The sequence below is a fragment of the Sphingomonas fucosidasi genome (assembly GCF_036663855.1).
GTDB classification, from domain to species: domain Bacteria; phylum Pseudomonadota; class Alphaproteobacteria; order Sphingomonadales; family Sphingomonadaceae; genus Sphingomonas; species Sphingomonas faeni_B.
The window spans coordinates 123277-137476 of the sequence record NZ_JAXOJR010000005.1 but is presented as its reverse complement, the minus strand read 5'-3'; the positions used below and the strand labels follow the sequence as shown (position 1 = coordinate 137476).

Annotated in this window: 12 protein-coding genes; 4 read left to right on the top strand and 8 right to left on the bottom strand. The window is 66.6% G+C overall.

Going from position 1 to position 14200, the window contains the following annotated elements; translation table 11 throughout:
- Nucleotides 1-200: 200 nt before the first annotated feature.
- Nucleotides 201-2393 carry an NAD-dependent DNA ligase LigA gene (gene ligA / locus U1737_RS10650; protein ID WP_332796764.1) on the bottom strand — a complete coding sequence of 731 codons (2193 nt, stop codon included), beginning with the start codon at nucleotides 2391-2393 and terminating at the stop codon, nucleotides 201-203.
- A 114-nt stretch (nucleotides 2394-2507) separates the two neighbouring features.
- On the opposite strand from ligA, the gene U1737_RS10645 reads away from it, so the two are divergent.
- Nucleotides 2508-3479 carry an SDR family oxidoreductase gene (locus U1737_RS10645; protein ID WP_332796763.1) on the top strand — a complete coding sequence of 324 codons (972 nt, stop codon included), beginning with the start codon at nucleotides 2508-2510 and terminating at the stop codon, nucleotides 3477-3479.
- Between the two features lie 150 nt (nucleotides 3480-3629).
- Here U1737_RS10645 and U1737_RS10640 read toward each other — a convergent pair whose 3' ends face one another.
- The gene (locus U1737_RS10640; RefSeq protein WP_332796762.1) at nucleotides 3630-4298 is read right to left on the bottom strand and encodes a Crp/Fnr family transcriptional regulator; all 669 of its coding nucleotides are present in this window, start codon (nucleotides 4296-4298) and stop codon (nucleotides 3630-3632) included.
- Between the two features lie 97 nt (nucleotides 4299-4395).
- On the opposite strand from U1737_RS10640, the gene U1737_RS10635 reads away from it, so the two are divergent.
- Nucleotides 4396-5175: a class II aldolase/adducin family protein gene (locus U1737_RS10635; RefSeq protein ID WP_332796761.1), complete on the top strand. Its 780-nt coding sequence runs from the start codon at nucleotides 4396-4398 to the stop codon at nucleotides 5173-5175.
- A gap of 164 nt (nucleotides 5176-5339) precedes the next feature.
- Here U1737_RS10635 and recN read toward each other — a convergent pair whose 3' ends face one another.
- Together recN and U1737_RS10625 are read right to left on the bottom strand one after the other, a co-directional pair.
- Nucleotides 5340-7004 (bottom strand): DNA repair protein RecN, encoded by a 1665-nt coding sequence (gene recN, locus U1737_RS10630; RefSeq protein WP_332796760.1) that lies wholly within the window; start codon nucleotides 7002-7004, stop codon nucleotides 5340-5342.
- An 83-nt stretch (nucleotides 7005-7087) separates the two neighbouring features.
- A complete protein-coding gene (locus tag U1737_RS10625; protein ID WP_332796759.1) occupies nucleotides 7088-8050 on the bottom strand; it encodes an outer membrane protein assembly factor BamD in 963 nt (320 codons plus the stop codon).
- 146 nt (nucleotides 8051-8196) lie between these two features.
- Between U1737_RS10625 and U1737_RS10620 the strand changes: the two genes are divergently transcribed.
- Together U1737_RS10620 and U1737_RS10615 are read left to right on the top strand one after the other, a co-directional pair.
- Nucleotides 8197-9021, top strand: coding sequence for a class I mannose-6-phosphate isomerase (locus tag U1737_RS10620; protein ID WP_332796758.1), 825 nt, complete (start codon nucleotides 8197-8199; stop codon nucleotides 9019-9021).
- Between the two features lie 311 nt (nucleotides 9022-9332).
- Nucleotides 9333-10508: a glycosyltransferase gene (locus U1737_RS10615; protein ID WP_332796757.1), complete on the top strand. Its 1176-nt coding sequence runs from the start codon at nucleotides 9333-9335 to the stop codon at nucleotides 10506-10508.
- A gap of 145 nt (nucleotides 10509-10653) precedes the next feature.
- On the opposite strand, the gene U1737_RS10610 is transcribed toward U1737_RS10615, so the two are convergent.
- The 4 genes from U1737_RS10610 to yajC are packed head-to-tail and all read right to left on the bottom strand — an operon-like array spanning nucleotide 10654 to nucleotide 14092.
- Nucleotides 10654-11028: an MTH938/NDUFAF3 family protein gene (locus tag U1737_RS10610; protein WP_332796756.1), complete on the bottom strand. Its 375-nt coding sequence runs from the start codon at nucleotides 11026-11028 to the stop codon at nucleotides 10654-10656.
- The gene (secF, locus tag U1737_RS10605) at nucleotides 11029-12003 is read right to left on the bottom strand and encodes a protein translocase subunit SecF (protein ID WP_332796755.1); all 975 of its coding nucleotides are present in this window, start codon (nucleotides 12001-12003) and stop codon (nucleotides 11029-11031) included. It lies immediately after the preceding gene.
- 14 nt (nucleotides 12004-12017) lie between these two features.
- On the bottom strand, nucleotides 12018-13622 hold the full coding sequence (secD, locus tag U1737_RS10600) for a protein translocase subunit SecD (RefSeq protein ID WP_332796754.1): 1605 nt from the start codon (nucleotides 13620-13622) through the stop codon (nucleotides 12018-12020).
- The gene (yajC, locus tag U1737_RS10595) at nucleotides 13622-14092 is read right to left on the bottom strand and encodes a preprotein translocase subunit YajC (RefSeq protein WP_332796753.1); all 471 of its coding nucleotides are present in this window, start codon (nucleotides 14090-14092) and stop codon (nucleotides 13622-13624) included. Before yajC ends, secD begins: the two co-directional genes overlap by 1 nt.
- Nucleotides 14093-14200: the final 108 nt, after the last annotated feature.

The following is a 14200-nucleotide window of genomic DNA, read 5'->3' as shown; positions in this document are numbered from 1 at the left end:
CCTTTTGAGCCGCGGCTCTGATTTCGCGACTTCATGTCGTGTTAATCCGGCCCTGCACGGGGAATATTTCGGATATGTGACATTGGCGAGTCCGGAAGTGTCACAGACACACTCGGTCATGCCGCGTTGCAAAAAAGCCACGCAGCCAAACCGTTTCGGACCCGATGGAACCGATGCCATCCGGCCCCACCCAAACCGCCTCAGCTCGCGGCGACGATCTCGGCCCACTCGGCCTCGGTGATCACCCGGATCCCGAGTTCGGTGGCTTTCTTCAGTTTCGAGCCGGCGCCGGGGCCGGCGATGACGAGCCCGGTCTTGCTCGATACCGACGCGGCGACGCGCGCGCCCAAAGCCTCCGCCTGCGCCTTGGCCTCGTCGCGGCTGAGCGTTTCGAGGCTGCCGGTGAAGACGAGGATCCGTCCGGTCACCGGCGATTCGCGGGTCTCGTGGACGACGTCCGCGGGCGTCACTTCGCGCAACAGGTCGAACACGACTCGGCGGTTATGCGGTTCGGCGCAGAAGCCGACGATGGCGCTGGCGACTTCGGGGCCGATCCCCGCAGTCTCGATAGCACCGACCAGGAGCTTGTCGCGACGAAGCACGAATTTGCGCTCGGGTTCGCCGATCACGGGTTCGATCCGACTGCGCAGGAACACCGCGTGACGCAACACCGAGCCCAGCGCCTTGGCCGACACATAGCGTCGCGCAAGGTCACGCGCGGTGATCTCGCCGACGTGGCGGATGCCGAGCGAGAACAGGAACCGGTCGAGCGGGATGGTCCGCTTGGTCTCGATCGCCGCGATCACCTTCGCCGCCCACACGCGCCCGTCCTTCTTCCGCGCGGCGAGCTGCTCCTCGGTCAGCCGGAAGATGTCGGCGGGCGACTCGATCAGCCCGTCGCGGAAGAACGCCTCGATCAGCGTCTGGCCGAGCCCGCCGATGTCGAACGCGTGGCGCGAGGCGAAGTGGATCAGCCGCTCGACCCGCTGCGCCGGGCAGATCAGCCCGCCGGTGCAGCGATAGACGACCTCGCCCTCCTCGCGCTCGGCGGCCGACGCGCATTCGGGGCAGGTGTGGGGGAAGATCCAAGCGTCGCGCTCGGCGTCCGGGGTGAGGTTCTCGACGATTTGCGGGATCACGTCCCCGGCGCGCTGGACGAGAACGCGGTCGCCCGGCCGCACGCCGAGCCGCTCGATCTCGTCGGCGTTGTGCAGCGTCGCGTTGGTTACGACCACGCCGCCGACGGTGACGGGCGACAGCCGCGCGACGGGGGTCATCGCCCCGGTCCGCCCGACCTGGATGTCGATCTTCTCCAGCACCGTCTGCGCGCGTTCGGCGGGAAATTTGTGCGCGATCGCCCAACGCGGCGCCTTGGCGACTTGGCCCAGTCGTGCCTGCCAGTCGAGTCGGTCGACCTTGTAGACCACGCCGTCGATATCGAACGGCAGGTCGGCGCGCTCGGCTTCGATCCGCCGGTACACATCGAGTGCCGCCGCCGTGCCTTCGACCCGCGCGAAGCCTTCGGCGATCGGGAAGCCCCAACTGCGCAAGGTGTCGACGACCTCGGCCTGCGTTTTGCCCGGCACGACGCTGGCCTCGCCCCAGCCATGCGCGAGGAACCGGAGCGTCCGACTGGCGGTCACGCTCGCATCCTTCTGGCGCAGCGATCCGGCGGCGGCATTGCGCGGGTTTGCGAACTGCCGCGCCTCCTTGCCGGTTACCTCCGCCTCGGCGAGCAGGCGGGCGTTCAACGCCGCGAAGTCGTCCTTCGCCATGTACACCTCGCCGCGAACCTCGAAGATCGCGGGGATTCTCCCGGCTTCCTCAGAAGTTTGTTCCCCCGCGAAGGCGGGGGTCCAGTCTGGGCCCCCGCCTTCGCGGGGGAACAAGGTCTGGGGGATGTCGCCGATCGTACGGACGTTCGCCGTCACGTCCTCACCGACTTGGCCATCGCCCCGCGTCAACGCCTGCACGAGGCGCCCCTCTTCATACCGCAGCGAACACGACAGCCCGTCGATCTTCGGCTCCGCGGTCAGCGCAACCGGCGCGTCCTCCGCCAGTTTCAGGAACCGGCGCACCCGCGCGACGAACTCCTCGACCTCCTCGTCCGCAAACGCATTGTCGAGGCTCATCATCGCCTTCGCATGCGCGACCTTGGCGAGATGCCCGGCAGGCGCCGCACCCACCGTCCGGCTCGGCGAATCCGGGCGCACCGCCGCCGGAAACGCCGCCTCGATCGCCGCGTTGCGCCGGACCAGCGCGTCATACTCGGCATCGCTGATCTCGGGCGCGTCGTCGGTATGATAGCGGGCGTTGTGATACGCGATCTGCGCGGCGAGCGTCTCCAGCTCGGCGGCGGCATCGGTTTCGGTCGCAGGAAGATCGAACAGCATCGCGCCGGGTTAGGGGAGGGCGCCGCCTTTCGACAAGACCTGGATCAACATGGCGTGAACATTCACCCGACTTAAGCGCTGACATCGCAAGACAATCTTCCGGGACACGCCATCATGACTGACACCAATCGACGCGACCTGTTCAAGGGCGCCGCCGTCACCAGCCTCGCCGCCGCCGCCGCGCCCGCCTTTGCGCAGGGGCAGGCGCCACTCGCCGATCCGCAGACGCGCTTCGTTTCCACGCCCTTCCCCGAACAGCGCCAGAAATGGCCAGCACTTCAGCGCGATATGCGTCCCGTTCCGGATTGCGGTGAGGCGAGCTATCGCGGCTCCGGACGCTTGGCGGGTCGCAAGGCGCTGGTCACCGGTGGTGATTCCGGGATAGGCCGCGCGGCGGTCATCGCGTTCTCGCGCGAAGGTGCGGATGTCGCAATCAACTATTACCCGACCGAGGAGCCCGATGCGCAGGATGTGGCGAAGCTGCTCCGCGCCGAGGGCCGGAAAGTCGTGCTGATCCCCGGCGACCTGACCGACGCGAAATTTTGCAACGACCTGATCGCGCGCGCCGCGCGTGAACTCGGCGGGCTCGACATCCTCGTCAACAACGCCGCGTACCAGCAGTCGAAGGCGTCGATCGCGGAGATCAGCTTCGAGCAGTTCGACCGGACGATGAAGACCAACGTCTATGCGATGTTCCACCTCTGCAAGGCGGCGATCCCGCTGATGAAGCCGGGCGCCTCGATCATCAACACCGGCTCGGTCAACTCGGTCGATCCGGGCGAGGAACTGCTCGACTATGCGACCACCAAGGGCGCGATCCTGATCTTCACCAAGGGGCTGGCGAAGCAGCTCGGCAAGAAGGGAATCCGCGTCAACATGGTCGCGCCGGGCCCGGTCTGGACGCCGCTCCAGGTCGCGGGCGGCCAGTTGCCAGGCACGATGGGGGAGTTCGGCCAGAAGACCCCGCTCGGCCGCGCGGGCCAACCCGCCGAACTGGCGTCGCTGTTCGTGACGCTGGCGGAGACGGGGACGAGCTTTACGAGTGGTAGCGCGTTCGCGGCCACGGGTGGCAGCGGGGTGCTGTAACTCTACTGACGATCCACCCCCGCAAGGGGGAGGTGGCACCGAAGGTGACGGAGGGGGAGGACACGGAACTTAGGTGATCGCTTACCTCCCCCTCCGTCTGGCTAGGGCCAGCCACCTCCCCCTGGCGGGGGAGGATCAGGGGCCGCAAGCTTACCCCGCGCCCAACCGCCGCAGTCCCTCCATATCCACCACGCTGATCCGCGCATACTCGACCGCGATCACCCCTTCGCGTTCCATCGCCTTCAACGCCTTGTTGAGCGTCTGCCGGGACACGCCGATCATCGCGGCGATATCTTCCTGCCGCAGCGCGACGCTGGTCCCGCCAGCCGCCCGCGCCAAGCCGGCCAACGTCCGTGCCAGCCGCACCGGGATCGGTTGCGACAGCGTGTTCATCATGAACGCCAGCGACGCGCGTTGATGCGCGCACGCCAGCAGCGCGATGTCCCACCATAATTCGGGCGTGGCGCCCGCCAGCCGCCGGAACGCCTCGATCCCGATATGCAGCACGCGCGCCGGCCCGAACGCGACCGCGTCATGTGGTCTCGGCCCGGCGTCGAGCGTCGACAGCTCGCCGAACCAGGTCCCCGGTCCCATCATCAGCACCACGAGTTCGGCACCGACCGCGGGATAGCCGATCAGTCGGACCTGCCCGTCGAGTACCGCCCACAGCCCATCGGGCGGGTCGCCGACGCCGTACAACCGCGTCCCCGCCGCGACAGATCGCACACTCGCCTGCGCCAGCAACAGCGCGCGCCGCTCGGCCGGCACCGCACCGAACCAGGAGTCCGATTCGAGCTGCGCATAACCAATCGAAGACATGGCAGGAGTGTCGGCCGATCGCCGGGATTGTCAATGTGGTGACATTTCGGGGACCTGCGCCATGCTATGCCAAGTCGATAATAATAGGAGATGGATGATGGCGACCGCACTCAGGACCGAACCGACCGTACGCGATCTCGTTTCGCCCGAGGAATGGGCGTTGCGCGTCGATCTTGCCGCCGCGTACCGTCTGGTCGCGCATTATGGCTGGGACGATTTGATCTTCACGCATCTGTCCGCGCGCGTGCCCGGTCCCGAGCATCATTTCCTGATCAACCCCTACACGCACATGTTCGAGGAGATCACCGCGTCGTCGTTGGTCAAGATCGACGTGAACGGCGACAAGGTCATGGACACGCCCGCGCCTGTCAACCGCGCTGGCTTCGTGATCCATTCGGCGGTCCATGCCGCGCGCGATGATGCTGTCGCGGTGCTGCATCTGCATACGCCGCACGGCCAGGCGGTGTCGGCGATGGCGGAGGGGCTGCTCCCGCACACGCAGACCGCGATGATCGCCGGGCACGACGTCGCGTATCACGACTTCGAAGGTATCGCGACCGAGCTCGACGAGCGCGAGCGGCTGGTCGCGGATCTCGGCACCAAGCACAGCATGATCCTGCGCAACCACGGCACGCTGACGGTCGGCGAGTCGATCCCGCAGGCGTTCCTCCGCATGTATTTCCTGGAGCGCGCGTGCGAGGCGCAGGTGCTGATGCTGAGCGCGGGCCGCGAGAATCTCAACACGCCGAACCAGGGCGTCGCGGAGAAGGTCGAGGGCCAGTCGAGCGGGCCGGGGATGCGAATGCTCGCCGATGGCCTCGCCTGGCCGGCGTTGCTGCGGAAGCTCGACCGGATCGACCCGAGCTACCGCGACTGATCAGGAGCGGGGCCCGCAAAACTGCCACCCCGGCGAAGGCCGGGGCCCAGGTGGCAAGGCTGCTGTAACGAAGCGCAGCATCTACCAACTACCATCCCCCAACTGGGCCCCGGCCTTCGCCGGAGTGGGAGGGGAAGGGTGCGCAAACGACCGTTTGCTCCGCTTCAAGCCCGCTCGAGCAACCGCTCCGCCTGCGCGCGCGCCTCATCCGTAATCTGCGCGCCCGACAGCATTCGCGCGATCTCTTCGCGGCGTTCGTCCTCGGACAGCGCCCGCACGCCGGTCCGCGTGACCGTCCCGTCGCTGCTCTTGGCGATCAGCAGGTGCTTTGCGCCGCGCGCCGCGACCTGCGGACTGTGCGTCACCACCAGCAGCTGCGTGGTCTGCGCCAGCCGCGCCAAACGTTCGCCGATCGCACTCGCCACCGCGCCGCCGACGCCGCGGTCGATCTCGTCGAAGACCATCGTCGACGCGCCGCCCTCTTCCGCCAGCGCCACCTTCAGCGCGAGGATGAAGCGCGACAATTCGCCGCCCGACGCGATCTTGGTCAGCGCTGCGAACGGCGCGCCCGGATTGGTCGAGATCTCGAACTCGACGCGGTCCTTGCCCGCCGCCGACCAGCCCTCTTCGCCGAGCGGCGCGACCACCGTCTGGAAGCGCGCCGCATCCAGCTTCAACGGCGCCAATTCCCCTGCGACCGCCACATCGAGCCGCTTGGCCGCCGCCAGACGGCGCTTGGTCAGTGCGTCCGAGGCAACGTCAAACGCCTTCCGCGCCGATGCCACCCGCGCTTCAATCACCGGAATTCCGCCTTCGCCCGCATCGAGCCGCTCCAGCCGCGCGCGCATCTCGTCCGCCAGCGCCGCCAGATCGTCCGGCTGCACGCGGTGCTTCCGCGCCATCGCCCGCAGCTCGAACAACCGCGCCTCGTCATCCTCCAGCGCGCGCGGATCATAGGCCAGCTCCGCCCGTGCATCGCGCAACTGCTCTTCGGCCACCGACGCCTCGATCACCGCGCGGTCGACCGCTGCCAGCGCCTCGCCCAGCGCGACATGATCCTCCGCGATCCGTTCCAGCACGCGCGCGGCCTGGCGCAGCTTCGCCATGCCGCCGTCCTTGCCCTCGAGAAAATCGTCGATCGCGGCCAGATCGTCGGCGATCTTCTCCGCGCGCTGCATCGAGCGCCGCGTATCCGCCAGCGTCTCTTCCTCACCAGCGACGGGCGCCAGCGCCGTCAGCTCGGCTACGGTGTGCTCCAACCATTCGCGATCCCGCGCAGCCGTCTCGATATCCGCGCGTGCCGCAGCGAGTTCAGCCTCGGCCGCGCGAAAACCGGCGTAAGCCTTGGCCGTAGCCCCAGGCTCGGTCCGCCCGAAGATATCGAGCAAAGCGCGATGCCCGCGCGCATTCAGCAACCCGCGCTCGTCATGCTGGCCGTGGATCTCGACCAGATGCGGCGCCATCTCGCGCAGCAGCCCCGCCGACGCCGGCTGGTCGTTGACGAACCCGCGACTGCCACCGTCCGCCTTGACGATGCGCTTGACGATCAACGGCTCGCCGCGCTCGATCTCCACGCCATTCTCGTCGAACAGCAGCGCGAGCGGCGAATCGGGGGCAGGGGCATCGAACGTCGCGGTCACCACGGCCTGCGTGGCGCCATGACGGACCAGCCCGCTATCGCCACGTCCGCCCAGCGCGAGCCCCAGCGCATCGAGCAGGATCGACTTGCCCGCCCCGGTTTCGCCGGTGAGCACGCCGAGTCCTTGGCCGAATCCCAGATCCAGCGCCTCGATCAGCACCACGTCGCGAATGGAAAGATCGGTCAGCATCCCGCGGGTCTTAGACGATCCGGACGGGAAGTTGATCCCCCATTGTTCTCACCCGCGGTTCGGCGATCAGTTCCCAGGGCCGATCAGTTCCCAGGGCCGGTCCGTGTCGCGCTGCCCGGACCGACCGGTGCTGGGGTCGAAACGCCGCGGGCGGCGGAGCCGTCGGTGTCGCCGACTGCCTTGGGCAATTCGAGGACACCCGTACCCGGCGTGCCGGCCGTTCCCGACGCCACTACCGGTTCGCCCGGTGCCAGCGGCGCGATCGGTTTCACCGGATGTTCCTGCATCAGCTTGTAGGCATGATCGTACCAGTCGGTGCCGGGATAGTTGCGCCCCAACACCGCGGCGGCCTTCTCGGCCTCGATCGGGACGCCGAGCTGCAGATACGTCTCGGTCAGCCGCATCAGAGCTTCCGGCGTGTGTGTGGTCTGCTGGAACTTGTCGACCACCGTCCGGAACCGGCCGTTCGCCGCGAGCCACTGTCCGCGCGTCTCGTAGAACCGCCCGATCTCCATTTCCTTGCCGGCGAGATGGTCGTTGACCAGATCGATCTTCAGTCGCGCGTCCGACGCGTAGCGCGTATTGGGATAGCGGCGCATCAGCTCACCGAGCGAATCGAGCGCCTGGCGCGTGATCTTCTGGTCGCGCGTCACGTCGGTGATCTGTTCGTAATAGCCGAGCGCGATCAGGTAATAGGCGTAGGGCGCGTCGCGGTTACCCGGATGCACCGCCAGGAAGCGCTGCGCCGAGCTGATCGAGGCAGTGTAGTCCTTGGCAAGGTAATAGCTGAACGCCGACATGATCTGCGCACGGCGCGCCCAGATCGAATAGGGATGCTGGCGCTCGACTTCGTCGAACAGCTGCGCCGCTTCCTTGTAGCGCCCCTGATCGAGCCGTGCCTTGGCGGTCGAATACAGCGTGCCGACATCGCGCGCGACATAGGGCAGATCGCCCTTGGCGGCGCGGCCACCCGCACAACCGGCCATGGGGAGCGCAAGCGCGGCGATGAGCGTGACCGCAAGGGCACGAGACTGGGTGATACGCATCGGCGTGATCCTTAGCGTAAGCGGATAGCCACGAACAATCCTTTTCGCCGGGCGGGTCTTGCCCCTTTCCGTGAGCCGGATCGCACGGCAATAGTCGTGCGTTGGTGCTCGCCATTCGCAGCGCCATTCACGTCGAGGATCATGTCATGCCGGCCACATTGTTGCACACCCACCGCGTCGAGAAGCCTTGGGGTCGCGACACGCTCTGGCCCGGTTTCGAGGATCCGGCCGCAGGTTCCCCGCCGATCGGCGAAGTCTGGTTCCAGGAGCCCGGCAACACCACGCCCGATCTGCTGATCAAGTATCTGTTCACCAGTGAAAAGCTGTCCGTGCAGGTCCATCCCGACGATGATCAGGCGCATGAGCGCGGCCTGCCGCGCGGCAAGGACGAGTGCTGGACGATCCTCGCCGCCGAGCCAGACTCGACGATCGCGGTCGGTACGAAGCAGCCGATGTCGAAGGAAGAACTGCGTGCCTCGGCGATCGACGGCACGATCGAGGACAAGCTCGACTGGAAGCCGGTCAAGCCTGGCGACTTCATGTATTGCGCTTCGGACACGATTCACGCGATCGGCGGCGGCCTGACCGTGATCGAGGTGCAGCAGAACTCCGAGACGACCTACCGCCTGTACGATTACGGCAGCGATCGCGAACTGCATCTCGACGACGGTGTCGAAGTCGCCGACCCGACCCCGTATGTCCCTGTCGCACCGCCGATCGAGATCGAGACGGGCCGCACGATCATGGTCGAGGGGCCGAAGTTCGTGCTCGAACGCTGGAAGGGCGGCGACCATGTGGTCAATTTGCCAGAGGGCACGACCGGCTGGGTGATCCCGATCACCGGCTCGGGCGATGTCGCAGGCGTCGCGTTCAAGGCTGGCGAATGCGCGACGATGACGGGGAGCGAGACGGTTTCGACGAGCGCGGATGCGGATGTGTTGTTCGCGTATCCCCTGGCAAAGCGGATTTGAGCAAGGGATAGACCGAACGAGGGGGGGAGGGGGAGCGCGTTCCAGTCCTCCGTGTTTTCCCGCGAAGGCGGGAGCCCAGTTTGCGGCCCTGCCTTCGCGGGGAAACATTATGGTTCGGACGCGCGCCATTCCCGAGGGCAACCACCCCGGCGAAGGCCGGGACCCGGTTGGGGGACGTTGCTAATAGCTCGCGCCACCCTGTTATTTGCACCTTTCCAATTGGGCCTCGGCCTCCGCCGGGGTGGAAAGCTAGGGGGAACACCCCCAAACTCACCCGCAATTAACCCGCGCTCCGCTATACCCCTGCGAACATGCTCCGCATCCTCACCCTATCGACGCTGTTCCCCGACGCGACCCGCCTCAATTTCGGCGTCTTCGTCGAACGCCAGACGCTAGGCCTGGCCGCGCACCCCGACGTGTCGCTGGTAGCAGTAGCGCCGGTCGGCCTACCCCCGGGCCCCCTCCGCCGCATCGGCCACTATTCCAGCCTCGCTACCCTCCCGATGCGCGAAATCTGGAAGGGCGTCGATGTCCACCGCCCGCGTTTCACCGCGCTCCCGTTCACCAAAGGGCGCCACCACGCCGCCGCGCTGGAACGCGCGCTCGTGCCCGTGCTCGACGCGATCCGCGCAGACTTCGCCTTTGACGTGATCGACGCGTCGTTCTTCTTCCCCGACGGCCCCGCCGCCGTAGCGCTCGGCAGGCGCTACGGCGTCCCCGTCTCGATCAAGGCGCGCGGCTCCGACATCCACCATTGGGGCGAGGTGCCTGCCACCGCCGCGCAGGTCCGCAGGGCCGGGCAGGGCGCCGCCGGCGTGCTGGCGGTCAGCAAGGCGATGAAGGCCGACATGGTTGCGCTCGGCATGCCCGCCGAGCGGATCACGGTCCATTATACCGGTGTCGACCAAAACCGTTTCCGCCCCGTCGACGACCGTGCATCGGCCAAGGCCAAGCTCGGTGTCCGTGGTCCGTTGGTGATCGCCATCGGCGGGCTCCTGCCGCGCAAGGGCCACGACATCGTCATCGAGGCGGTCGCCGCGTTACCCGGGGTCACCCTCCTGATCGCCGGGCACGGACCCGCGCGCGCCAGCCTGGAAGCGTTGATCGCCCGGCTCGGCGTGGGCGACCGCATCCGGCTGCTGGGCGCCGTGCCGCACGCGGATTTGCCCGAATTGATCGCCGCCGCCGATGTCGGCGCGCTGGCTTCCAGTTCGGAAGGACTTGCCAACGTCTGGGTGGAGTCGCTGGCCTGCGGTACGCCGATCGTCATCACCAATGCGGGTGGCGCATGCGAGGTCGTGACCGCACCCGATGCCGGCCGCGTGACGATCGGCGATCCGCTGGCGTTCGCAGCTGCGATCGGCGATCTTCTCGCGGACCCGCCGACCCAAGCAGCAACGCGCGCCGTCGCCGCCCCCTTCACGTGGGAAGCCAACACCGACGCGCTCTACGATCACCTCGTGAGGCTAGTCGCGGATCAACGATAAATGCTCGATCCTCCCCCGCCAGGGGGAGGTGGCACCGAAGGTGACGGAGGGGGAGGACACGGAACAGCGGTTTCACCTTTCCTCCCCCTCCGTCAGGCAAGCGCCCGACACCTCCCCCTTGCGGGGGAGGATAGGGAGGCTCGGCTCACCCCTCGAGAGGGTAGAGCGCCGCCACGATCCAGCGACCTTCGCCGCGCAGCACCGCCCACGCGCGAGCGGCGGCGCGGCTGTCCATCGCCTCGATCCCGAACCCGCGTGCCTCGACCGCGCGCTTGAACGCGAGGGGAGGCTGGCGCAGCGCCGAACCCGTTCCCAGCAACAGGAACTCCGGTGGCGGATCGAGCGCTAGCAATGCTGCGACATCGGTCTCGCCCAGCGCCTCGAACGCCGGCGGCTCCCAGCCATCCGCCCGCTCGGGACTGATCGACAAGGCTGTATAATAGCCGTCGTCGACCTTGAACCCGGCCCGACCGATCGCCGAGATCATCGGCCCATCGGTCTTCTCGCGGTCCATTCTCATTTAACGCTCGACCTTCGGACCCACCCGCTCGGCGCCGTCCTGAACGCCGCCCTTGCGCGGTGCAGGATCGGCGCGCAGCCCCAGCGTGATCAGCAGCGACGACGACACGTATATCGACGAGTAGGTCCCGACGACGATACCCAGGATCATCGCCGCGGTGAACCCGCGCAGCACGTGCCCGCCGAGTACCAGCATCGCGACCAGCGCGAGCAGGATAGTCACCGAGGTCATCACGGTCCGCGGCAGCGTCTCGTTCACCGAAAGGTCGATGATCTCGCGCATGTCCATCTTGCGGTACCGGCGCATGTTCTCGCGGATACGATCGTCGATCACGATCTTGTCGTTGATCGAATAGGAGATGATTGTCAGCACCGCGGCGACGATGTTCAGGTCGACCTCGAAATAATCCCGCATCAGCGCGAAGAAGCCGAGCGTCATCAACAGATCGTGGACGATCGCGACGATGGTCGAGACGCCGAACTGCCACTCGAACCGCACCACCGCGAACAAGGCGATGCCGAGAATCGCGAGACCGACTGCGAGAAGCCCCTTGGTGATCAGTTCGTCAGAGACCTTGCCCGAAATCGTGTCGTATTTCGAAAAAGTCGAGCCCGGGAATTTCGCGACGATGTCGTCCGAGACCTTCTTCACCAGGCGGTTGGTTGCACCTTCGTCACCGCTTTCAGGCAATGGCAGTCGGATCGACAGCGTCTTGGGATCGCTGAACGACTGGATCGAGGCCTCGCCGACGCCAAGCCGGTCGACTTCGGTGCGGACTGCTTCGATCGAGGGCGGCGTCGCGAAGTTCTGTTCGATCAGCACGCCGCCGACGAAATCGACGCCCATGTTCAGGCCACGGAACGCGACGAGGCCGGCAGCGAGAAGCGAGAGGGTCAAAGTAAGCCCGAACGCCCATTTACGGAGCGAAACGAACTTCAGGTTCGTGTTGTCGGGTACGAGTTTCAGCAGGCGCATGGTAATCTCCCGCCTCAAATATTGATCGTGGTGGGGCGGTTCTTCCGCAGCCACAGCGCGACCATCATCCGGGTGAACGTGACGGCGGTGAACACCGACGTGCAAATCCCGATCAGCAGAACGACCGCGAAGCCCTTCACCGGCCCCGAGCCGAGCAGCAGCATGATCACACCGGTGATGGCGTGAGTCACGTTGGCCTCGAAGATCGTCCGGCTCGCTTCCTTGTAGCCGAGCTCGACCGACTGGACGACGCTACGCCCGCGTCGCCGCTCCTCGCGGATGCGCTCGTTGATCAGCACGTTGGCATCCACCGCGGTCCCGATCGTCAACACGAATCCGGCGATACCGGGCAAGGTCAGCGTCGCGTTCAGCATCGCCATGACGGCAACGATGACCAGGATGTTGATGACCACCGCGAGGTTCGCATACAGGCCGAACCGTCCGTAGGTGACGAACATGAACACGATCACGAGCAGCGCGGCGACGATCGACGCCAGCACACCGGCGCGGATAGAATCCTTGCCGAGATCGGGGCTGACGGTGCTCTCGGCGATCGTCTTCAGATTGACCGGCAGCTTGCCCGACCGCAGCGAGATCGCCAGCGCGTTCGCCGACTCGACGGTAAAGTTGCCCGAGATCGATGCGCGACCGCCAAGGATCGGCTCGTTGATGTTCGGCGCGGAGATCACCGAATTGTCGAGGATGATCGCGAACGGCTTGTTGGTGTTCTCGGTCGTGACCTTGGCAAAGCGACGACCGCCGACCGCGTCGAACGTGATCGCAACCTGCGGCGCGTTGGTCTGCTGCTCGAACTCCTGGCGCGCATCGGCGAGCTGATCGCCCGAGATGATGACCGAGCGCTTTACCGCGATGAACGGAATGCCCTGCGGATTGCCCGGATATGGCAGCACCTGGCTACCGACCGGCGCAATGCCCTTGGCCAGGTCGGCCGGGTTTGCGGTCTCGTCGACCAGCTTGAATTCGAGCTTGGCGGTCTTGCCAATCAGTTCTTTCAGCGCCTGCGGGTTCTTCAGGCCCGGCACCTGCACGACGATTCGCGTCGCGCCCTGGCGAATGATCGTCGGCTCCTTGGTGCCGAGCGCGTCGATACGACGGCGGACGACTTCGGTCGCGTCCTTCATCGCCGTATCGATCGCCTGCGTCAGGCCGGCCTGGGTCGGCTTGAGCACGAACCGGCTCGTGTCGACGACGGTGATGTCCCACTCGCGCTGGCCGCTCATGCCGGCACCGCCACCGGTGATCGCCAGCAGACGCTCGCGCGCGGCATCGACCTGCGACGGGTCACGCAGCAGGAAAGTCAGCTGGCTGCCGCGCGTCGAGATGTCGCCGATCTCGATCCGCGGCGTGCCGTTGCGCATCGTGCCCGCGACGCTGTCGCGCATCGCCTCGATCCGCGTCGCGGCAAGGTCGGCGGTATCCGCCTCGAGCAGCAGATAACTGCCGCCGGCGAGATCCAGCCCGAGATTGATGTGCGGATGGGGAATGCTGCCCCATTTGCTCGTGGTGCTCTCGGGGAGGAAACTCGGGATCGCCAGCAGGCAGAGTGCCGCCAGCAACGCGATGATCGACCCGACCTTCCAGCGCGGAAAATCCAACATCAGTCGTTGGCCGGTTTCGTGTTCGGGCTGGTGATGTCGGTCAGCGTAGCCTTGACGACGCGCACGCGGACGTTCGGTGCGATCTCGACCTCGACGACATTATCCTCGACCTTGGTCACCTTGCCCAGGATCCCGCCGGCGGTCACGACGCTGTCGTTCTTCTTCACCGCGGCGACCGAGGCCTGCAGCGCCTTCATGCGCTTTTGCTGCGGGCGGATCATCAGGAAATAGAACACGACGAACACGAGGAAGAGCGGCGCGAGGCTCAGGAACGAGGCGATCCCGCCCCCCGCCGTCGTGGCGCCGTCTGCGGCCTGGGCATAAGCTGGTGAGATGAACATCGAGTTCCGTATCTGGCTGGGCCGTCGCTGGCTGAGGGCCAAGTCCGGCTTGAAGGATGGGTCGGGCAGGACGTCGCGCATCGCGCCCGCATTGGTCCGCCCGCTATCATCGCTTGGAACCTCGCGCAACAGATCGCCACAGGATGAGGCGTTGGCGTCATGCGACCGGGCGCAACGCTGCGTTCGCACTTGCATCCCGCGCGCGCGGCGCGTAGTGCGCCCACCTCGGGTCGCCGT